Annotated in this window: 22 protein-coding genes; 14 read left to right on the forward strand and 8 right to left on the reverse strand. The window is 43.3% G+C overall.

Annotation, left to right across the window (positions count from 1 at the left end):
- Window positions 1–49: 49 nt before the first annotated feature.
- The 3 genes from aroE (at window position 50) to RJ01_RS00370 (ending at window position 3,617) form a co-directional block, all read left to right on the forward strand.
- Entirely contained in the window at window positions 50–838 is a 789-nt protein-coding gene (gene aroE, locus RJ01_RS00360; RefSeq protein ID WP_034169803.1) for a shikimate dehydrogenase, read from the forward strand.
- 386 nt (window positions 839–1,224) lie between these two features.
- Window positions 1,225–3,048, forward strand: a complete 1,824-nt coding sequence (locus tag RJ01_RS00365) for an acyl-CoA dehydrogenase C-terminal domain-containing protein (RefSeq protein WP_005233691.1) — start codon at window positions 1,225–1,227, stop codon at window positions 3,046–3,048.
- 359 nt (window positions 3,049–3,407) lie between these two features.
- Window positions 3,408–3,617 carry a cold-shock protein gene (locus RJ01_RS00370; protein WP_004786992.1) on the forward strand — a complete coding sequence of 70 codons (210 nt, stop codon included), beginning with the start codon at window positions 3,408–3,410 and terminating at the stop codon, window positions 3,615–3,617.
- Window positions 3,618–4,047: 430 nt separating this feature from the next.
- On the opposite strand, the gene RJ01_RS16260 is transcribed toward RJ01_RS00370, so the two are convergent.
- Window positions 4,048–4,257, reverse strand: coding sequence for a hypothetical protein (locus RJ01_RS16260; protein WP_034169684.1), 210 nt, complete (start codon window positions 4,255–4,257; stop codon window positions 4,048–4,050).
- Window positions 4,258–4,388: 131 nt separating this feature from the next.
- Window positions 4,389–5,543: a radical SAM family heme chaperone HemW gene (gene hemW, locus RJ01_RS00380; protein ID WP_034169685.1), complete on the reverse strand. Its 1,155-nt coding sequence runs from the start codon at window positions 5,541–5,543 to the stop codon at window positions 4,389–4,391.
- A gap of 126 nt (window positions 5,544–5,669) precedes the next feature.
- Between hemW and RJ01_RS00385 the strand changes: the two genes are divergently transcribed.
- Window positions 5,670–6,128 carry a DMT family transporter gene (locus tag RJ01_RS00385; RefSeq protein ID WP_005233686.1) on the forward strand — a complete coding sequence of 153 codons (459 nt, stop codon included), beginning with the start codon at window positions 5,670–5,672 and terminating at the stop codon, window positions 6,126–6,128.
- A 40-nt stretch (window positions 6,129–6,168) separates the two neighbouring features.
- Window positions 6,169–7,527 (forward strand): MATE family efflux transporter, encoded by a 1,359-nt coding sequence (locus RJ01_RS00390; protein ID WP_034169686.1) that lies wholly within the window; start codon window positions 6,169–6,171, stop codon window positions 7,525–7,527.
- A gap of 30 nt (window positions 7,528–7,557) precedes the next feature.
- On the opposite strand, the gene RJ01_RS00395 is transcribed toward RJ01_RS00390, so the two are convergent.
- Window positions 7,558–7,764, reverse strand: a complete 207-nt coding sequence (locus RJ01_RS00395) for a DUF1737 domain-containing protein (protein ID WP_034169804.1) — start codon at window positions 7,762–7,764, stop codon at window positions 7,558–7,560.
- 288 nt (window positions 7,765–8,052) lie between these two features.
- Here RJ01_RS00395 and RJ01_RS00400 point away from each other — a divergent pair, with 288 nt between their 5' ends.
- Window positions 8,053–9,351, forward strand: coding sequence for an AarF/ABC1/UbiB kinase family protein (locus RJ01_RS00400; RefSeq protein ID WP_004787005.1), 1,299 nt, complete (start codon window positions 8,053–8,055; stop codon window positions 9,349–9,351).
- 97 nt (window positions 9,352–9,448) lie between these two features.
- Window positions 9,449–9,700, forward strand: coding sequence for a type B 50S ribosomal protein L31 (locus RJ01_RS00405; protein ID WP_004787006.1), 252 nt, complete (start codon window positions 9,449–9,451; stop codon window positions 9,698–9,700).
- 77 nt (window positions 9,701–9,777) lie between these two features.
- Here the strand turns inward: RJ01_RS00405 and crcB are convergent, their stop codons facing one another.
- Entirely contained in the window at window positions 9,778–10,158 is a 381-nt protein-coding gene (gene crcB, locus RJ01_RS00410) for a fluoride efflux transporter CrcB (protein ID WP_034169687.1), read from the reverse strand.
- A 165-nt stretch (window positions 10,159–10,323) separates the two neighbouring features.
- Between crcB and RJ01_RS00415 the strand changes: the two genes are divergently transcribed.
- Entirely contained in the window at window positions 10,324–10,656 is a 333-nt protein-coding gene (locus RJ01_RS00415; protein ID WP_034169688.1) for a HopJ type III effector protein, read from the forward strand.
- Window positions 10,657–10,879: 223 nt separating this feature from the next.
- On the opposite strand, the gene RJ01_RS00420 is transcribed toward RJ01_RS00415, so the two are convergent.
- On the reverse strand, window positions 10,880–11,443 hold the full coding sequence (locus RJ01_RS00420) for a hypothetical protein (protein WP_034169689.1): 564 nt from the start codon (window positions 11,441–11,443) through the stop codon (window positions 10,880–10,882).
- 180 nt (window positions 11,444–11,623) lie between these two features.
- Between RJ01_RS00420 and RJ01_RS00425 the strand changes: the two genes are divergently transcribed.
- Window positions 11,624–12,250, forward strand: a complete 627-nt coding sequence (locus RJ01_RS00425) for a class I SAM-dependent methyltransferase (RefSeq protein WP_034169690.1) — start codon at window positions 11,624–11,626, stop codon at window positions 12,248–12,250.
- Here RJ01_RS00425 and RJ01_RS00430 read toward each other — a convergent pair.
- Complete coding sequence (locus tag RJ01_RS00430; RefSeq protein WP_034169691.1) at window positions 12,247–12,831, reverse strand: hypothetical protein; 585 nt, start codon at window positions 12,829–12,831, stop codon at window positions 12,247–12,249. The genes RJ01_RS00425 and RJ01_RS00430 overlap by 4 nt on opposite strands.
- A gap of 26 nt (window positions 12,832–12,857) precedes the next feature.
- Window positions 12,858–13,325, reverse strand: coding sequence for a Holliday junction resolvase-like protein (locus RJ01_RS00435; protein ID WP_004787020.1), 468 nt, complete (start codon window positions 13,323–13,325; stop codon window positions 12,858–12,860).
- A 123-nt stretch (window positions 13,326–13,448) separates the two neighbouring features.
- Between RJ01_RS00435 and RJ01_RS00440 the strand changes: the two genes are divergently transcribed.
- The 5 genes from RJ01_RS00440 to RJ01_RS00460 all read left to right on the forward strand — a co-directional run bounded on the left by RJ01_RS00440 (window position 13,449) and on the right by RJ01_RS00460 (window position 18,757).
- Entirely contained in the window at window positions 13,449–14,093 is a 645-nt protein-coding gene (locus RJ01_RS00440) for a ParA family protein (RefSeq protein ID WP_034169692.1), read from the forward strand.
- Between the two features lie 131 nt (window positions 14,094–14,224).
- Window positions 14,225–15,373, forward strand: coding sequence for an AI-2E family transporter (locus RJ01_RS00445; RefSeq protein ID WP_034169693.1), 1,149 nt, complete (start codon window positions 14,225–14,227; stop codon window positions 15,371–15,373).
- 110 nt (window positions 15,374–15,483) lie between these two features.
- Window positions 15,484–16,026: a superoxide dismutase family protein gene (gene sodC / locus RJ01_RS00450; RefSeq protein ID WP_034169694.1), complete on the forward strand. Its 543-nt coding sequence runs from the start codon at window positions 15,484–15,486 to the stop codon at window positions 16,024–16,026.
- 142 nt (window positions 16,027–16,168) lie between these two features.
- Entirely contained in the window at window positions 16,169–18,334 is a 2,166-nt protein-coding gene (gene yccS, locus RJ01_RS00455) for a YccS family putative transporter (RefSeq protein WP_034169695.1), read from the forward strand.
- A gap of 126 nt (window positions 18,335–18,460) precedes the next feature.
- Window positions 18,461–18,757 (forward strand): DUF3817 domain-containing protein, encoded by a 297-nt coding sequence (locus RJ01_RS00460; RefSeq protein ID WP_004787034.1) that lies wholly within the window; start codon window positions 18,461–18,463, stop codon window positions 18,755–18,757.
- 211 nt (window positions 18,758–18,968) lie between these two features.
- Here RJ01_RS00460 and RJ01_RS00465 read toward each other — a convergent pair whose 3' ends face one another.
- Window positions 18,969–20,198 carry an MFS transporter gene (locus RJ01_RS00465; RefSeq protein WP_034169696.1) on the reverse strand — a complete coding sequence of 410 codons (1,230 nt, stop codon included), beginning with the start codon at window positions 20,196–20,198 and terminating at the stop codon, window positions 18,969–18,971.
- Window positions 20,199–20,283 lie beyond the last annotated feature (85 nt).

Raw genomic sequence — 20,283 nt, forward strand, 5'->3', positions numbered from 1 at the left:
TGCATTTTCACGTATATTAATGGCCATTTCCGCACATGGACATGGTGAAATGAGCAAGCAATTTGCCGTTATTGGCAACCCCATCGAACAATCACGCTCTCCTGAACTACATCAGGCTTTCGCTGCTAAAACCGGGGTCGATCTGACCTATACCAAACGCCTTGCCCCACTGGATGGTTTCACAGCCAATATCCAGGAATTTTTTGTTCAGGGCGGTATTGGCATGAATGTGACTGTGCCCTTCAAAGAACAGGCCTTTGCCCAATGCCAGGTCCTTACCGAACGTGCCAAAATCGCCAAAGCCGTGAATACCCTATGGATGAAAGATGGCATTCTGCATGGTGACAATACTGACGGACAAGGCTTAGTGGAGGCTATTCGTGCTCTTGACTGGACTCTGGAAAATACCGATATCCTGATTATTGGTGCTGGTGGCGCGACCCGCGGTGTTATCTATCCATTGGTACAGGCCGGTGTGAAGAAGATTGTTATTGCTAACCGTACTTTGTCACGTGCAGAACAACTGGTTGCCGATCTAAAAGACGCTGTTCCACAAGCAGAACTGCAAGCCATTGCCTTAACTGATTTAGCCGGTGAGTTTGATATTGTAATTAATGCGACTTCTGCCAGTCTTAGTGGTGATGCGCTGGTACTACCTGAAGCTCTACAGTTTAAACATGCCTATGAAATGGCCTATGGCAAACCGTCCACTTTTCTGGATCAAGCTCAAGCCCGTGGCGTCCCTACTTCTGAGGGTTTCGGCATGCTGGTCGGTCAGGCTATTGAATCTTTTTGTATCTGGAACGGGGTAAAACCTGAGCTGAAAGATTTTCTTTAATTCTAAATATTTTTCAGGTGAACGGGTTAGTCATTAATTCGTTCACTCTTTTCCTTTCATTAAAAACAATAAAATTAAATTGGATTTAATGACATGATTTATCCAATGATTAGACCCTAACATTCGTGTACAATTCATACAAAAACACCCCTAGACAATCTCCCTAAATATTGATTAAAGTCCAGACAGATAAGCGTTTTTAAATACAAGTGTCTTATTTAAAGATGGAGATTTCCTTTATTTAATCTTTAAACTTGTCTGATCTTCTCGATTCGCTTTTCTGACATTTTTATTTGTTGTCTTTATCAATGTTTTTTTATCCCCAATGTGAATAATCATAGAATCGATACAGATAATCCAAAACTATTTTAATCAGGATTAAACGCATGCCAGCATATAAAGCTCCTTTACGTGATATTCGTTTCTTAATGAATGAAGTGCTTGATTACCCTGCACATTACCAAGAACTGTCAAATGGCGAATATGCCGATGCAGATACGGTAGACATGATCCTAGAAGGTGCGGCAGATTTCTGTGAAAATGTACTTTCTCCGCTGAACCAGACTGGCGATGCAGAAGGCTGTCACTTTGAAAATGGCGAAGTACGCACACCGAAAGGCTTCAAGGAAGCTTATGATCAGTTCGTGCAAGGTGGCTGGCAAGGTCTGTCTTATCCTGAAGAATTTGGCGGTCAAAATCTGCCGATGTCTTTAAACCTGATCAAATCAGAAATGATGGGTACGGCAAACTGGTCTTTCCAGATGTATCCAGGTTTGAGCGTGGGCTGTATCAATACCATCATCCAGTATGGTACTGATGAACAGAAAAATACCTATTTACCGCATCTGGTTGCAGGTACCTGGTCAGGAACCATGTGCCTGACTGAGCCACAATGCGGTACCGATCTGGGTCAGGTAAAAACTAAAGCAGAACCACAAGCTGATGGTACTTATGCGATTTCTGGTACTAAAATCTTCATTTCTGCGGGTGAACACGATTTAACTGAAAACATCGTACACATCGTTTTGGCACGTCTTCCAGATGCACCACAAGGCACCAAAGGCATTTCCCTGTTTATCGTACCGAAATTCATTGCCACTGAAGATGGCGGCATTGGTGAACGTAATGCCGTGAACTGTGGTTCGATTGAACACAAGATGGGGATCCGTGCCTCTGCAACCGCTGTACTGAACTTTGATAATGCAGTGGGTTATTTAATTGGCGAGCCAAACAAAGGCTTGCATGCCATGTTTACCTTCATGAATACCGCGCGTATTGGTACCGCAATTCAAGGTATCTGTCATGCAGAATTATCGTTTCAGGGTGCATTGCCATATGCCAAAGAACGTATGTCGATGCGTGCCCTGTCTGGTAAAAAAGATCCGGAAAAAGTGGCGGATGCGATCATCCACCATGCCGATGTGCGCCGTATGCTGTTGACTCAGAAAGCGATTGCTGAAGGTGGTCGTGCCATGATTTATCATGCAGCAAAAATCGCAGATAACATGAATGATGCCCTGCTGCGTGGTGATACTGCTGAATTTGAACAGCAGGATGATCACTTAGGTTTCTATACCCCTATTCTGAAAGGCTTCCTGACTGAAATGGGTTATGAAGCAGCGAACCACGGTATGCAAGTATTTGGTGGTCATGGTTACATCAAAGAATGGGGCATGGAGCAAATCGTTCGTGACTCACGTATCTCTACCCTGTACGAAGGAACGACTGGCGTTCAGGCACTTGACCTGATTGGTCGTAAGGTCCTGCTAACCTCTAAAGGTAAAGTGATTCGTGATTACACCGCTGAAATTCTGAAATTCTGTGGACAGCATGCACGCAATAAATACATGCGCCGTTTTGCTTGGGACCTGACCAAGCTGTGTGCACAGTGGAATGCGTTAACTGTACGTATCATGCTGGCAGCACGTAAAGACCGTGACATCGTATCCTCTGCTTCTGTGGACTTCCTGATGTTCTCAGGCTATGTAATGATGGCTTACTTCTGGGCACAACAAGCTGCAGTGGCTTCAGCGAAACTGGTTGCTGGTGATGGTGCAGAAGTTCCAGAGTTCTACAAAGCGAAAATTAAAACTGCTGATTTCTACTTTGAGCGTTTATTGCCACGTGCCCAAGGCCATGCTGAAGCAATGGTGAATCCATCCAAAACCATGACTTCACTGGCAGCAGAACACTTCAGTTTTGATTACTAAGTCAAAAGTTTAGGTTTTAGCTTTAAAAAGAGCGCTACGGCGCTCTTTTTCATATGTCAAAATGATGACTGGATACAAAGAAAAATCTGCTGCGTACACAAACTACACAAATTTATATCTATAATTTTCAGACGTCTATTAAATAATCCATATAATTTACTTGAATATCTATAAATACAGGGTATGATGGCGATAACTAGAAAAATTCTTGTTTTGGTTAGTCTTCTTTTAAGTATCGCAGTTTTAGTCATAAACCTTCGTTTTAAAGATCAATAAGCTCCATCCTTTTTATTTTTCAAAGTTACAGCTAGTCATCTGAGATTTTGACTATAAATCCATAAGATTCAATAGGTTATATTATGTCTAACACAGTTACCGGTACAGTAAAGTGGTTCAACGAAACTAAAGGTTTTGGCTTCATTCAACAAGACAATGGTCCAGACGTTTTCGCTCACTTCAGCGAAATCCAAGGTTCAGGTTTCAAAACTTTAGCTGAAGGCCAAAAGGTTTCTTTCAGCGTAGCTCAAGGCCAAAAAGGTCCTACAGCGACTAACATCACTGCAATCTAATATTGCGAAGATGAAAAAAAGCACTCATTAGAGTGCTTTTTTTATAACTTAAATTGACTAATTTTAGTTTCCAGATCAATTAATTAAATTTAAAAGATAATTAAATATTATATTCGCTTTTCATTCATCATCTTGTCCTAAATTTCTTCATCTGATTTCACTCACTTTAAAACATGAAGAAACGGAGAAGAATTTTGATGATTTTAAAATCAAAAATTGCCCATAAAAATACAGAATTTTTAATAAAATTTATTATTCATTAATTATTTAAATACAAAATTGAAAGAAATTCTGAAATTTACAAAAGTGTTGTCTATGGCTCCATCTCCCCTACATCGCTGACTCCTATGATGAACTCATTGAATAAATATGAGTATGATCATGAAAAAACTAGTTTCTTCTTTAATGATTGGCTTGATCGCAACAACAGCTACCATGTCAGCAATGGCCGCTCCTGGACCGGACCATCGTCATCCAACACTAGCAGCGCATCATTTTGATAAGAAACCAATGCTGCATAAAGGCTGGCTTCCATAAAGCACCTCCTAAAGCGCATTTTAACCAGCATGATCGTCATGATAAGTTTGGCAAGAAAGATCATAAAAGCTTCTTCAACAAAAATCATCACGATGGCCCGCATCACAAGTTACCGCCTAAGTATCGTTAATCCGAATGGCTTAAATGCATAGTGGAGAGAGAAGAAAAAGCCCGATGTAACTCATCGGGCTTTTTCTTTTTAAACTGGATTAATTATTCGGATAGATTAGGCAATTAAAGAAACTCTTCCAGCACAGAGTTTAAAAAGATGTGACCTTGCTCAGTACATGTCAGACGTTTCGTATCTTCTACCATCAGTTGACGTTGACGCAGTGAAGTCAGCAATTCATTCATTGTATCCAGACTATAGCCTGTTCGCTCAAGATAAAGCTTCGCTTCCACACCATCATTTAAACGTAAGGCATTCATCATAAATTCAAACGGCATATCTGCCGCTTCGATGCGCTTAAACTGCAAATGTTCGGCTGGCACTTTGGCTAAATAGTCTTTAGGCAAACGGGTTTTCTGGAAACGGTAAACACCATCCGGTTGAGTCACTTTGCCATGCGCCCCTGCTCCAATGGCCAGATAATCACCAAATTGCCAGTAATTCAGATTATGTGCCGAGGGTAATTCTTTACGCCAAGCAGAGACTTCATAATTGATAAAGCCATTGGCTTTTAAATAAGCCTCGCCCTGTTCCTGAATCTCTTCTAGTACTTCATCGACCGGTAAAATCGGCTGAGTACGGAAAAATACGGTATTTGGCTCAATAGTTAACTGATACCAGGAAATATGCGTAGCACCATTCTCGACCGCCAGTTTCAGGTCATTGAGTGCCTGCTCCAGTGACTGTTCAGGCAAGCCATGCATCAAGTCGACATTAATCCGCTGAAATCCTGCGTCACGCGCCAGGCCAATCGCCGAGATCGCATCTTCATTGCTATGAATTCGGCCCAGCTTTTTCAGATGCTCGGTATTAAAACTTTGCACGCCTATCGAAAGACGATTAATACCAGCTGCTAAATAGCCAGCAAATGGATCATGTTCCACTGTACCTGGATTGGCTTCCAGTGTGATTTCACAATTCTCTTCAAAAGGAATCAGTGCTTTTAGTTCTGTAAATAACCACTGATAACCTGCAGCAGAGATCAGTGACGGCGTTCCCCCACCGATAAATACACTATGAATCGAACGGCCTTGGGCAAAATCAACCTGAGTTTTAAAGTCCTCTACCAGCGCATGCAGATATTCCCGTTCCAGGTCCAAAGAGAGTTTTCCATCAGGTACGGCATGCGAATTAAAGTCACAATACGGACATTTACGTACACACCACGGCATATGGATATACAGGGATAAGGGAATAAGTGCAGGATTCAATTCAGCCAAAGAACTACTCTAAAACAACTACAAGATCTAGCGTAATTTTAACATGACTCGGCAACAACACTGCTAAAATTAAAATCGCCATCGCCTAATGCCTAAAAATTTAAATAGAATTAGATAGTTAAAATTATGAAAATACCCTCCCAGCTCCTTATTTTATTGCCTTTGGTCTTTGCAATCGGGGTCTTGCTGACCTTACAGACGGCTATTAATACCCAATTAAAAGAATATTTATATTCTCCTATTCAAGCTGCATTTTTTTCCTTTTTGATTGGTACAATAGTACTTGCCGGCATCGTGCTGTTTCAGTCACATCCCAAACCAGGCTTACAGGAGCTGATTGCAGTTCCCTGGTATCTCTGGTTAGGTGGATTTTTAGGTGTTTATGCGATCAGCATGAGCATTTATGCTGCACCTAAAATGGGCTTCCTGACACTGACCGGAATGATTATTTTTGGTCAGATGGTGATGTCCATGATTGTCGATCAGTTTGGTCTGCTGGGCAATGAAAAAATGCCGGTGAACTGGCAACGTCTTTTAGGTGGCGTGGTGATTTTTATTGGTGTGCTTCTCACTTTACAACGCTAAACCTTATCTCTAAGCACATGATCACTAATGAGTAATTTTTGTGTCGAATGTTTTGACAGCCACAACCTGTCGTTATGAATTAAAACAGCTGTTTCATCTGATGTTGCCCATTCTGGTCACACAATTCTCCCAGGCGGGTTTGGGCCTGATTGATACGATTATGGCCGGGCGTCTCTCACCGACTGATCTGGCAGCGATTGCAGTTGGTGTCGGGCTATGGATTCCAGTCATGCTACTCTTCAGTGGCATCATGATCGCCACTACACCCTTAGTGGCGGAAGCCAAAGGCGCACGTACACCTGAAAAAATCGCTACAATTGCGCGGCAATCATTATGGGTCGCATTCATCCTGGGGGTGATTGCGGGTCTGGTTTTACAAGTTTTGCCCCTCACTTTACCTTTACTAGGTGTCCCAGAAAGCCTGCAACCTAAAGCTGGCCTGTTCCTGCATGCAATCGGTTTTGGTATGCCTGCTGTGACTATGTATGCGGCTTTACGCGGCTATTCTGAGGCCATTGGTTACCCGCGTCCGGTCACTGCCATTAGCCTCATGGCGCTACTGCTTCTGGTTCCATTAAACTTCATTTTTATGTATGGAGTTGGCCCTATTCCGGCACTGGGCAGTGCCGGTTGTGGTTTTGCTACAGCAATTCTGCAATGGCTCATGTTAATGAGTCTGGCACTGTATATTTTTAAAAATCGGGTCTATCAAAGCAGTCAGCCATTTAGTCATTGGGAAAAGCTGAACGGATATTGGCTGAAACGGATTTTAAAGCTGGGCTTTCCGATCGGACTGGCAATTTTCTTTGAAGTGAGTATTTTTAGTACCGCAGCGATTGTCTTGAGTCCATTAGGTGAAACCATTGTGGCCGCTCACCAGATTGCTATTTCCGTTACCTCACAATTATTCATGATTCCGATGTCTCTGGCCATTGCGCTGACCATTCGGGTGGGAACTTACTATGGTGAACAGAACTGGGATGCCATGCGTAGAGTACAAGGTTTAGGTCTGATGACCGCGACGATTCTAGCTCTGCTGATCATGCTAATGCTTTGGGTGTTCCGTAGTGAAATCGTAGCGCTCTATACTTCTGACCCGATGGTGACCCAGATCGCGCTTTATCTGGTGCTCTTTGCAGTGGCCTATCAGCTGATGGATGCCTGGCAGATCAGTGCTGCAGGCTGCTTACGCGGTATGCAGGATACCAAAGGCCCAATGTGGATCACCATGATTGCCTATTGGGTGATTGCCTTCCCGGTGGGGGTTTATTTGTCCCGTTTTGGAGATATGGGGGCGGCAGGCGTCTGGGTCGGTCTGATTGTCGGTCTGAGCGTGGCCTGTGTTTTATTGCTGGCACGGCTTTATGGCAATAACAAACGTTTAAGCCAGCGTGCCTAATCCTCTTATTATTTAAAAAGATGCATTGAATTACTGATTTAATGCATCTTTTAATCCCTGTGGAATCTCGGACTCATCTGACACTTCCTTAATCACCACTTGCCCGACAATGACATCTGTTCCATTAAAGGTCATGGTCGGTGCACCATAAAGTTCATAGCCTTCATTGAGTGCCTTGGTCACACGGGCACAAAAATTCACATCATCTTTGCCAGTAAAATATCGATAGACTTTCATTGAGATTTCTTGATCTTGAGGTGCCATTATTTTAAGCCTTTTATCATGGAAAGGAACTTAAAAATCGTGCTTTGCTCTCTTCAGAATAATTAAATAATTGATTCAAAAACTGCCGTACAGACGACAAAATGGTTTAAAAATTGCATAAATCAAGTGAACAATATCAAGCAAATATGAACACTTTGAGAAGCTTTGCAACATAATATCTACAATTAAATATAGGCAATTTATAGTTTGTCACCTATGATCAAATACAACCATAAAAATGGTGATTTTGAGGAATCTCGCATGGCAAAAACGGCTCGAACGCCTGGTCGCCGCTTTATGAAATTGGCTGGAATGACCGCAAGTATTGCAAGTAAAACCCTATCCAATTCGATTAAAAATTTAACTGCGGATGAAGAGCAGAAAAATGCTGCACGCAGTAAATTATTTCAGGATATTGGAGTACAGATTGCTGATACCTTGGGGGAAATGAAAGGTGCGGTGATGAAAGTCGGCCAGATTGCCTCGCAATATAAAGATATTTTTCCGCCTGAAGTTGCTCGAGCCATTTCCAAATTGCAGCGTCAGGCGCCACCAATGCCATTTAAAGAAATTCAGTCACAGGTCGAAAAAGAATTAGGCAAATCTTTGCAGGACCTATTCCAGCAGTTTGATGAGCAGCCTTTTGCCGCGGCCTCGATCGGACAGGTGCATAAAGCGACTCTACCCGATGGCCAGCAGGTTGTGGTCAAGGTGCAATATCCGGGAGTGGAAGAAGCCTGTGAAAGTGACCTGAAACAGGTTCGTCTGGCCTTGCGTTTGATGGGTGTACTAAAAATTGACCGCAAATTGCAGGATCAGCTATTCAAGGAAATCCAGCATAGTCTGGACAATGAACTCAATTATGAAATTGAAGCTCAGAATCTGGAAGTGGCACGTGCCTTTCATGAATCACTCGATCACCAAATTGTGATTCCAAAAGTATTTAGTGAATATTCTTCCCGCCATATTCTGACCCTAAGCCTGGAACAGGGTGAAAGTATGGAAACGGCCAGCCAATGGCCGCTAGAAACCCGTAATGCCCTAGGCCGCCGTTTATTCCGTGCGATTGGTCAGGAAATTTTCTATCTGAAACGTTTCCATTGTGATCCGCATCCAGGGAACTTTGCCTTCCGTGAAGATGGCTCGGTGATTATTTACGATTACGGCGGTGTTAAAACGCTTTCTACCGAGATCATTACTCATTTCAAGGAACTGATCCATGCAGCCCGTGACAAGGATATTTCGACCATTGAACAGCAACTGGATGCCTTGCATACCCTGACAGAAACCGGAAAATTCCCGGCCGATCTGTATGAGCAATGGCTAGAAGTGCTGATGCGTCCTTTAACTACCAATTATGATTTTGCTGAAAACTCAGCACATCATGATGGAATGGAATTGCTCAAACCTTCTCTAAAATATTGGGATGTATTCAAACCGTCGCCAGATACCCTGATGGTAAACCGTACTATTTCCGGACAATACTGGAACTTGATTCATTTGAAAGTACATGATGATTTGAGTGATGTATTTGAAGAAATCGTGCCAAGTCGCAGTTAAGTTGCAGTAATAAGCTTACAAGCTGTAACCCTACTTCACTTGAAATATCAAATGTTACATTATAACATTACTCTTAAATTACAAGAGGAATATTACGATGCGTCCAGACATTCATCCCGAATATCGAGAAGTTTTATTTCATGACACCAATGCTGATGCCTACTTCGTGATTGGCAGCACCATGACTTCTAGCCAGACCAAGGAATATGAAGGTAAGACCTATCCTTATGTCACCCTGGATATTTCGAGTGCTTCACATCCGTTTTATACCGGTGAGCAACGTCAAACCAGTAATGAAGGTCGCGTAGCGAGCTTTAACAAACGTTTTGCCCGTTTTAAACGTGGTTAAACTTAAAACCTCCGATTTTTACTCTCAATTTAAATCGCGGTTTATGTCAGGAAATTACCTCCAATTTCCTGACTTTTTTATGCCTGCGCTAAAGCCAGCTGAGTTAAATAGAAGCCCACACCCAGCATCAATACTCCGACAATCATACTAGAGATCACATAACTGAGGGCGATCGTGACTGCACCCTGCTTAAGCAGCTGAAAGGTTTCTAGTCCAAAACTGGAAAAAGTCGTAAAGCCGCCCAAGATGCCTACCATCAAAAATAGCCGTGCTTCAGTTTGCAGGAAACTATATTTCTGGCTAAAGGCAAAGAAAATTCCGGCACACAGACAGCCTATAATATTGATCCACCAGGTCGGCCACGGAAATAGCATCTGTGGCTTGGCAATCAACATTCCTGTTCCATAACGCAGTGTTGCCCCGATTGCCCCGCCCATTGCCACCAAAAGCCAGTTCATGTCTACTCCGTCTTTATTCGATCTTAAACCTTTTCTCAGCCACCATGTGGGACGAGAATAATGCATAACATCATGCACCTAAAATTGCAGAATGAACATGGACCTTTGCCAAAAAATTGGTATATTCGACGCCATTCAAATTGATTTAAGTTAGAGGGAATCCACATGGTTCAGGAATTACTGGCTCAATTGGCTGCGGGCGAAGCTAAATTTGCAGATGTGATTGCATATATCGATGCGCACTATGCTCATACACCTACTGCTTTTAAAAATGGCCAACAGGCTAATGCTGCCACTGAAAACCAAGGCAGTGCCAAAGTATTTTCATTTGCCAAACTGAATGGTCTGGATCAGGCACAAACCTTGAGCCTGTTTGCAGAACACTATGCGGCTGTACTGGCCACACCAGAAGCAACGGATCATCAGAATATCCGCCAGTTCATGCAAAATGGCTGGGATGGCATTGCCTTTGAAGGTGAAGCACTGGTTGCCAAATAAGCATGTCTTTAAAATAAAAAACCGTCTATTTCTGGCGGTTTTTTATATCAAAATAACAGAACAAGATGACATTCATATTTAAGATTAAAATTATTTTTTGGAAGAAGTAGTTCACTTTAAAAATGAAAAACTATAAGGCTAAAAATAAATTAAATATCAATAAAGCCTGGTCACCCTGAAGCACTCCAAGCGACCCTTTCAGAAAGCCATAAGTTTTCCAGTTTTAACCTTTACCCACTTTCTCAATCCACTTGATTGAGCTGACCCGAAACACTTCACAAGCGCCATCACCGGTATCGGTTGGAGTTAAAGAGGATTTCCAGACGAGGTCTTTATCACGTACTTCCACCAGTTCCCCTTGCAAACGCACCAAGTCACCCCGTTTTACCTGTTTAATTGCTTTGGCAATTTGTGGATTGGCAGGGATGATGTGCATATTGGATACCATCTGTTTAGCCTGTTCAATAGGCACTGGCACGCGATCCATTTTCCAGTTCAGGTAACGGTTATACTGGTTGACTGTAATGTGCCGGGCAATTTCAGGTTGTGCAAACAGCCCCCAACTCACCGCATAATCGATCGGAGAGAACTTGGCCTGCTCATCGTCGCTATAAATTTTTGATCCCAGAATGCGGAAATCACCTTTAAACGGCTGCAAGACTGAAATAGATTGGTCTTTAGCCATCGGTGGCAGTCCTTTGGCAACATTATGGTCTACAGAAGTGTGACCATAAAGCGGTAGTAAAAGACTGGCCGCCAAAGCATAGTATCGAAGATGTTTGAACATAATTCTGTCTTTATTCCATCAAATCTTTTCAAGAATATCTTGCTTGATAGTACGATTTTTTTAATGAATAAATAGTTGAAATTAGTAACAAGTTGATCAATTTTGGTGAGCGGAGGGCTTTAGCTAATCTGATTATTTTCGGTTAATCTAAGCCTGTCTAAAAATAATTTGAATGCGACCATGCTGTATAAATTCTATCAACAACATATTTTTCCACATTTGCTAAATCAGGTCATGCAGACCCCATCCCTGATGGATTTACGCCGCGAATTATTGTTGCCTATTACAGGTGAAGTCCTGGAAATTGGCTTCGGTACAGGATTGAATCTGCCTTTTTATCAGGCCGTCGATAGAGTCTATGCGCTGGAACCTAACCTGGACATTTTTAAACTGGCTGAGCAGCGCATCAGTCAAAGTCCTTTTGCAGTCGAACAGATTCAGGCCCGTGCAGAAGCCCTGCCTTTTGCAGAGAATAGTCTGGAAAATATCGTATCAACCTGGACCTTATGCAGTATTCCAGATCTGCACCAAAGTCTGCATGAAATTTACCGGGTTCTGAAGCCAGGCGGCCATTTTCATCTGGTTGAGCATGTGTTAAACCGAGAGCATCTCAACATTCAGCGCTTACAGCATTTACTCACCCCGATTCAGAAGAAAGTGGCAGATGGCTGTCATCTTAATCGGGATATTGAAACCGCTCTTTTAGAGGCCGGGTTTGAACTGGATGAAGTTCATTATATCGATGCCGAAGGTATTCCAAAGATTGGTCAGCGTATGCTGCTGGCACGAGTACATAAACCGCTTTAATCCAGCACTTTTAAATCAGTTATTCTGAACAGACGGCATTGGGCTGATCTTGGATTGCCTTTTCCAACCTGAAATTCTTGCTGGCTGGTCGCTGATTTGACCTGTACCCAGTCACCTTGCAGCCAGATCCGCTGATCTGCTTTTAAACGGCGAACCTTATTGGCAACAGCTTCGCTGGCGGCAATCACACTCAGGTTCAGCAAATGAGGTTGAATGTTCGCAGGATTGGCCTGTGCGTCTGTAGCGGTCATATTCAAACAACGCCTGTCCTGCTCAAGCTTGAATGATTTAAATAAGCCACTCGCCACATTTGGTGCGGCCAGTAACAGATCAATATTGCTGACATAGGCCAGATCATTAAAGCTTCCCACCACTGGACTGGCTGGATGAATGGTACGCCGCTCAGGCCCATAATACTGTTTAGCCAGTACGCGATATTCAGCCTGATGCGGCTCAATCGATTCTACCTGAAAATTTTTGAGTACTCCGGCCTGCTCCAGATTCGGAATCGCCCGAAAGTATTCCGACCAGATCCGTAGTCCAAGCGCAAACAGTGCTGCGGCAATAATCAGTTTATCCATAGTGTAGAGTTGAAGCTTGCTGTCCTTCAGTCTTCAAAATCAATCCGGATGGTTTCAAAACGTACCCGCCCTTCCTGAATGGCTTGAGCAATTGCCATCTGGCCTTTGGTCAGACGTGCACCCCCACTTTTAATATCAATCAACACCACTTCAATATCTTCAGCCAGCCCTTCACCATCACGAAAATCGGTATAACCATCAAAGACCACATAATCCACCGGATCACCTAAAAATTTGGCATCACTAGGTAGATATTGAAACTCTGGCATGATCGGTGCCAACTGCTCGGCCATTTTGCCTTTGAGTACCGCGCGACTGGTATTCACACTGCGTTTTTGTGCAGCGACTAAAGCTTGCTGATGTTCCAACTCCAGCTCGGCAATATATTGTTCATATTCTGCTTTAATTCGACCATTTCGCGTCTGGCCCAGAATCAGGGTAGTTAAAACCACTCCAATACAGGCACCAATCAGCATAGCCATTCCAATGGACATTCAATCTTCCTAATCTGCTTTATTTTGCTGCCTACTTTCGACTGAAGTTGAAAGTGTCTGCCATCCAGTAAGCCTGCAAAGAATGATATGCTAGGCGGGAGCAGAATTAAATCATCCAAGGTCATGAAAACTATTTTAGTTGCAAATCAGAAAGGCGGCTGTGGTAAAACCATTACTGCAATTAGCTTGGCAGCTGCCCTGGCACAAAAGGGTTATAGAGTTGCTCTGGCCGATGCGGACAGCCAGAAATCGACCTTGCAATGGTTGAAACATCGCCCGAAAGATGCAGCGCCGATTCAGAGTCTGGACTGGCGAAATGCCAAATCGATTGGGGATGCGCCTAAAAACTTGGAATATCTGATCATCGATGCACCCGGAGCGCTGAATGAAGATCATGCCGAGCAGTTAATCAGTGAAGCAGATGCCATCATTACCCCGCTGCAGCCTTCATTTTTTGATATTGATTCTACGCGCCGTTTTCTCAAGCATTTGCAGGACATTAAACGCATCCGTAAAGGCAAGGTTGAAATTCTGCTCCTCGCCAACCGCACCAAACTTAATGCAGCCAGCAATCAGGACATTCAGCAGTTTTTCAATAAAATTGATCAGCAACCGGTTGCCTGGATTTCTGAACGTGCACCCTATAGCCGGCTGGCCATGCAAGGCCTGTCTATTTTTGACAAACAGCAGAAGATGTACCGGGAATTACAGGATCAATGGCAACCTTTATTGAATGCCATTATTGACGATCCAAGCCAATGGTTCTAGTTCTGTTATTTTTGCCTCTTCTTTTTATTCTTAGGAAAATAATCGTACTACTTCTTGTACTATCGTTTTCGATCGCTTTTTTTTCAGTTAATATGCCTGACATGACCTAAAAAAATGAGCTTCTAAATTCAGTGCAACAATACGCGCCCACACTACAAAAAGTCTTATTATTTGGACTGTTTTTCATTCTGATTTTTCTGAGTTTCCACATACTCAAGTATTTCATCATTCCTGTAGTTTGGGCAGCCATTATTGCGTACATGACCTGGCCGTTGTATCAGTCGATCTTAAGAATGAGTGGCAATCGGCCGACACTGAGTGCGACTATTATGATTCTAGGTGTGATTCTGGTGTTTGGTCTACCTTTTATTTTTGCCATTTTTATGCTGCAGCACGAAGGTCGGAACCTGTATTTTGAATTGCAAAAACAGGTATTCTCAGGTCATCTTAGCGTTCCAGATTTTATTCGCGGCCTGCCACTTGTAGGTAAGGAAATTACCCGCACCCTGAATGAGATTAATGCCGATCCAAACAGCATTGCACAAACTATTTCGGTCTGGATTCAGGGTCATCTGAATTACGGCAAAGTCGTACTGAATGAAATCAGTAAAAATGTCTTCAAGCTGTGTTTTGCCGTACTGTCGTTATTCTTCTTCTACCGTGATGGTCATACCATTCTGAATCAGGTGCGTAAAGCCTTTGAGATGGTAGTCGGTCCACGTATTCACCATTATCTGGCGACAATTTCAGATACCACACGTGCGGTGGTCTATGGGGTAGGCTTAACAGCAATTGCCCAGTCTTTGCTGGCAGGTATCAGCTATTTCGTGGCTGGTGTACCGAACCCGATGGTACTGACCATTATCACCTTTATCTTTGCCTTAATTCCTTTTGGCCCTCCCGTTGCTTATGGTGCAGTTTCGCTATGGCTGTTCTCGCAAGGACAAACCATTGAAGCCGTTGGCGTCATGGTCTGGGGTGTCTGTATTGTGAGTACAGCGGACAACGTGATTCGTCCACTGGTCATTTCGGGTGCAACACAGATTCCATTCCTGCTGATTATGTTTGGTGTTTTGGGTGGTATTGCCAGCTTTGGTCTGGTTGGTGTCTTTATTGGACCGGTGATTCTGGCCGTACTACTGGCCATCTGGCGTGAATGGCTGCATGAAAGCAACCTGAACGAACCTTTGATGATGCCTAAAGCCACTATGGCGCATGAGGTTGAACCGAAGAAAAAATTCCGTCTGCGCCGTAACAAGGCACCGAAATCACAAGACTGACTGGCTTAAACAAATTAAAACATTTAAGTACTGATTTTCTATAGTGCTTTTGGTCTTGCTCTGTTTCAATAGATTCTGAAAAGCAGAATAAAGATCAAGGTGTGATAATTATGTCTTCATTGTTTAAACTTACAGCTTTGTGCGCAGTCAGTGCCGCACTTTTTACCGGTTGCGCTTCAACCTCTACTTCGACTGAAAATGTTAAAACCGTGACCCTGAATGCAGTTTCTGCACAGGGCGTCGGTGAATCGATTGGTACCGTATTATTGAGTGACAGCCCGGCTGGCTTGGTGATTCGTACTAATCTGAAACAGCTTCCTGCGGGTGAGCGTGGTTTCCACATTCATGAAAATGGTTCATGTGCACCTGCCATGAAAGACGGCAAGATGGGCGCAGCACTGGCTGCAGGTAGCCATTACAATCCAAATCAGGCTCCACATCACGGTACGCCAACAACCGGTCATCTCGGTGATTTACCCGCATTGAAAGTTAATACAGATGGAACTGCACGTGTCACCCTGTTTGCGCCACGTCTGAAACTGGCTGATGTTCAGGGTCGTGCGATTATGGTACATGCCGGTGGCGACAATTATTCTGACAACCCATTACCATTGGGCGGTGGCGGTGAACGTATTGCCTGTGGTGTGATCTGATTTATTACAGATTATTAGCATTCAAAAACGGGCTTCTTGCCCGTTTTTTAGTAGACATTTCTTCTGAAATTGGCGCTTAAATTGCATTTAAAACCGGCATTCAAATACCACGGATCATATTCTTGTGAATAGCTCAGATTCCATGTTGCATCCTCTTCATCATATACTTAAAAAAGCCCTGTTGCTTTTTCAGTCCAGTGCCTTAATGACTTACTGTTTGCAGATGTTCATTGTGCTTTCAGGGACAACTTTTGGCCTAAAACTTCTCGGCTATGAGACCTTGATTGTTCCGGTCACTTTAGGGGCAATTGCCACTGCTCTAACCGATTTTGATGACCGTTTAAGTTTAAGGCTACGCAATCTGGGGCTGGTCATGCTGCTGTTTTTTGCAGTCAGTAGCATGCTGGAATTTCTGCATCCCTATAAAATCTGGTTTTCGCTCTGGTTATCAATTTCTAGTGCTGTATTTATCTTGATGGGTGCTTTGGGACAGCGCTATGCCACCATTTCTTTTGGCACTGTATTGCTGTCCATTTACACCATGTTTGGCTTGGGAGAATATGCGCACTGGTACGAACAGCCGCTGTATTTTATAGTTGGGGTGCTGTGGTATGGCCTGACTTCTATTCTGTTTTACCTGATTCGCCCCACCTTGCAGGTTCAGGAAAATTTGTCCATCAATCTGCAACAGATGGCGGAGCTGCTATCGACTAAAGCCAAATTATTTGATCCCGATAATCAGAATAATGTCGAGCCATTGCTCTACGAACTTTCTTTAAAAAATACTCAAGTGATTGAAAGCTTTAACCGTACCAAAGATTCTTTACTGACCCGACTCAAAGCCTCGCGTCCGAATCATAAGACCATTTACTGGCTGAACCTTTATTTTCTGACTCAGGATATTCATGAGCAGGCAACTGCCAACTATCTGCATTATGAGCAGATTCACCAGCATTTTAGCCGTACCGACCTGATTTTTCGCATTCAGAAAAATATCCATTTACAGGCACTTGCTTGCCAGCAATTGGCTGCTTGCGTATTGCGTAATGAAACTTATCAGCTTCCTGAACAGCATCAGCTGGCACTCAAAGCATTAGAAGCTTCCATGCAGGACTGGATTGTTCAGCATCCCCAGAATATTGAAGTGAAAAACTTACAGCTCATTCTGAGTAATCTGCTGAGTGTGCATGAACAGCTGCAACATTTGCAGGATGGACAAGCCATTTACCGTCCGGATTATCCAAAGCATTTTGATGATTCCAGCCTGTTTGATGATGACCTGCGTGGACCCGCAGATTTTTGGCTGAAATTAAAACCCCATTTGGGACCACAATCGGCGCTGTTTCGTCATGCGGTGCGGATCGCTTTGGTCTTTCTGGTTGGCTATGCCATTTCCCTATTGCCCTTTGCCAAAAATGGCTACTGGATATTACTGACCAGTTTATTTGTGTGTCAGATCAGTTATTTCGCCACTAAAAGCCGGTTAAAACTGCGGACTTTAGGTACATTACTCGGCGTCATTTTAGGCATCCCGATCCTGTATTTTGTACCAAGTATTGAAGGCCAGTTGCTGCTTACTGTGATTTTCGGTGTCGGTTTTTTCTATTTGCGTTCCAAGAAATATGCCATGGCCACATTGATGGCAACCTTGGTGGTACTGCTGATTTTCAATCTGAAAGGCGCTGGCTATGCAGTCATTCTGCCACGTATTATCGATACCCTGATTGGTTGTCTGATTGCCTGGCTGGCGGTCAGTTGTATCTGGCCTGACTGGAATTTCCGGAATATTTCCAGCAATATTAAAAAGTCTTCCCAAGCGACGCTGAACTATTTACTGGCTATTCTGGAGCAATATCAGCATGGCAAAAATAACAGTATTGCTTATCGGACAGCGCGTCGTTTGGCCCACAATGCCCAGATTGACCTTTCCAATATGATTTCCAGTCTGAGTACTGAACCGAATCCCGATCCGGTGCTGATTCGCAATGCCTTTCGCTATCTGGTTTATAGTCACAGTCAGCTCAGTTATATTTCCGCATTGGGTAGCCATCGTGAACAAGTATCTGATCCGCAGATTCTGCAACTGCTTTCTGCCTGTCAGCAGACTTTAACTAATGCCCTGTCAAATCCTGAAAATGTACCGCAGCAGGACATTCAAGGCCAGTTGTCAGAAATCCGGCAGCTGAGTCAGCAGGAACATATTTCCACCCACCTGCTGCTAGTACTTAAACAGATCAGTCTGTTACTGGAAACCTTGCCTGAATTATTGTCTTTAAGGCAGCAGTTACTGGCGGTTGAAATCAAATAACCAAGCAGATTACTAGGATATAAGTATCTAAAATAATTCATTTTATTTTATAAATTTCTTTTGCTTAAATCGGCAGATTGGGTACACTCAAGCCTGATTGAATAGGACATAGAAGAGTGAGCGCGCGTGAATATTAAAACTTTACGTCTGGTTGGATTGCTTGAAGGTATTTCATTTCTGCTGTTGTTATTTATTGCCATGCCGGTCAAATACATGATGGATAACCCGATTCTGGTGAAATATATCGGCATGGGTCACGGCGTTCTTTTCGTGCTTTTTCTTGTGGTGTTATTTGCGGTCTGTGAAAAACAGAAATGGTCTCTGAGTATGTTTATTCTGGGCTTGATCGCGTCAATTCTGCCGTTTGGACCATTTATCTTTGATATGAAATTAAAGAAGTTGGAGCAGCCGGCTGAAGCTTAACTTTTGAATTCTAATTATTATTAAATCCATCATGGACGTTTTCTCTCCTTTTAGGAGATGAGCAGCACTGCTGCGCAAGGGTGAGGTTATTTTATTAATATGTCCCTCTCTAACTCTCTCCAATTGGGAGATAGAACATTCCATACTTTTATTTGAGGCATATAAAGTAAATAGCTTCATTCGATTAAACATTTAAAAGGGAGAAATTCTTTTAAAACTCCCCTCGCCCTTTTCTTTCCAGCATCACCTGTTTTAGCTGCATACGTGGCAAGCTAAACCAGAGTGCAATTAAAATAAACGAGGCACCGCAATAAGCCCAGAGATCAAAAACTTCATAAACGATCCTGACCACTTCAATCACGATAAAGAAACTCAGCATCATCAAGATAGATACCGTTGCCGCAACCGTGCCTTTAGACACCTCAGATGACATCAGCGCAAAACGGTACAATACTGAGAAGCTGATCCCTTCACCCAGACTGATGCAAGTGGTACCGATAATCAGACAATGCAGAAAATAGTCTGGAATCAACATTCCCACTAACAACAAAATGGTTCCGAACAGCATCAATGGCACACCCAGCATTACTGTTTTACCGAGCGGCATCTTGTCGATAATTTTCAGCAGAATGATATTGCCCAGAATCAGGCCACCCAATACCGGAAACTGAGCCAGGCCATATTGCATGCTGCTCAAGCCCAATTCTTCAACCAGAATCACAGGAGATAAGGCAATCCATAGCATCAATGGCAAGCTCACCAGTGGCAATGCCATGGTCATGATCACAAAGCGTTTATTTTTCAGAACCTGCTTAAAGTCATCGACAATATAGCTAAGTGGCTGTTTGGGAATACTGATATTCGGATTTGGCATTTTCGCTTTCAGTCCAAACCAGCTCACAAATGCCAGACAAGCGATGCCGATAAAGCCCCAATGCCATGAGACATGATCAATCATAAAAGCACCAACCACTGGCCCTAAAAGGGGTGCCAGCAAGGAGACATTGGCCATAAGCGCCATCACTTTAATGGCATCGCGTTCTTCAAAACTTTCCTGAATCGCGGCATAACCCACAGCAGCAATAAAGGACAAACCAAAACCTTGTAAAAAGCGCAGGAACAGAAAGCTTTGAATATTCGGTGTAAGTAAAATCGCCAGACAGCAGATTACAAAAAATGCTACGCCACCGAGCAGGACTTTTTTACGGCCTAATCGGTCTGATAAGGGTCCTAAAATTGCGGCAACAAATGCCCCACCTAACAGGAAAAAGGACATAGAAGATGGTGCCCAGGAACTGCTTACGCCAAAATCACGGGTAATGGCCAACATGGCCGGCTGGATCAGGTCATTACAGATATAGACGGAGAATTCAAACAGCACCAGTGCCAGAGGAAACATCAGTGTGGCACGGGTCAGTTTGTGGGTTTGGGCGTTTTGCATGGGAGAGTTAAGGCTCATTTACTCTTTTTTTAGAATTTTAAAAGAGCTAGATTTCAATAAATGAGAGCAGTTTAGCAGAGTTTGA

This window comes from Acinetobacter sp. YZS-X1-1, from assembly GCF_000804305.1.
Classification (GTDB): Bacteria; Pseudomonadota; Gammaproteobacteria; order Pseudomonadales; family Moraxellaceae; genus Acinetobacter; species Acinetobacter variabilis.

Coding starts and splice junctions, on each gene's coding strand:
- aroE (WP_034169803.1), top strand. CDS start 50: ATGAGCAAGCAATTTGCCGTTATTGGCAACCCCATCGAACAATCACGC.
- RJ01_RS00365 (WP_005233691.1), top strand. CDS start 1,225: ATGCCAGCATATAAAGCTCCTTTACGTGATATTCGTTTCTTAATGAAT.
- RJ01_RS00370 (WP_004786992.1), top strand. CDS start 3,408: ATGTCTAACACAGTTACCGGTACAGTAAAGTGGTTCAACGAAACTAAA.
- RJ01_RS16260 (WP_034169684.1), bottom strand. CDS start 4,257: ATGCGGGCCATCGTGATGATTTTTGTTGAAGAAGCTTTTATGATCTTT.
- RJ01_RS00385 (WP_005233686.1), top strand. CDS start 5,670: ATGAAAATACCCTCCCAGCTCCTTATTTTATTGCCTTTGGTCTTTGCA.
- RJ01_RS00395 (WP_034169804.1), bottom strand. CDS start 7,764: ATGAAAGTCTATCGATATTTTACTGGCAAAGATGATGTGAATTTTTGT.
- RJ01_RS00400 (WP_004787005.1), top strand. CDS start 8,053: ATGGCAAAAACGGCTCGAACGCCTGGTCGCCGCTTTATGAAATTGGCT.
- RJ01_RS00405 (WP_004787006.1), top strand. CDS start 9,449: ATGCGTCCAGACATTCATCCCGAATATCGAGAAGTTTTATTTCATGAC.
- crcB (WP_034169687.1), bottom strand. CDS start 10,158: ATGAACTGGCTTTTGGTGGCAATGGGCGGGGCAATCGGGGCAACACTG.
- RJ01_RS00415 (WP_034169688.1), top strand. CDS start 10,324: ATGGTTCAGGAATTACTGGCTCAATTGGCTGCGGGCGAAGCTAAATTT.
- RJ01_RS00420 (WP_034169689.1), bottom strand. CDS start 11,443: ATGTTCAAACATCTTCGATACTATGCTTTGGCGGCCAGTCTTTTACTA.
- RJ01_RS00425 (WP_034169690.1), top strand. CDS start 11,624: ATGCTGTATAAATTCTATCAACAACATATTTTTCCACATTTGCTAAAT.
- RJ01_RS00430 (WP_034169691.1), bottom strand. CDS start 12,831: ATGGATAAACTGATTATTGCCGCAGCACTGTTTGCGCTTGGACTACGG.
- RJ01_RS00435 (WP_004787020.1), bottom strand. CDS start 13,325: ATGTCCATTGGAATGGCTATGCTGATTGGTGCCTGTATTGGAGTGGTT.
- RJ01_RS00440 (WP_034169692.1), top strand. CDS start 13,449: ATGAAAACTATTTTAGTTGCAAATCAGAAAGGCGGCTGTGGTAAAACC.
- sodC (WP_034169694.1), top strand. CDS start 15,484: ATGTCTTCATTGTTTAAACTTACAGCTTTGTGCGCAGTCAGTGCCGCA.
- yccS (WP_034169695.1), top strand. CDS start 16,169: ATGTTGCATCCTCTTCATCATATACTTAAAAAAGCCCTGTTGCTTTTT.
- RJ01_RS00465 (WP_034169696.1), bottom strand. CDS start 20,198: ATGCAAAACGCCCAAACCCACAAACTGACCCGTGCCACACTGATGTTT.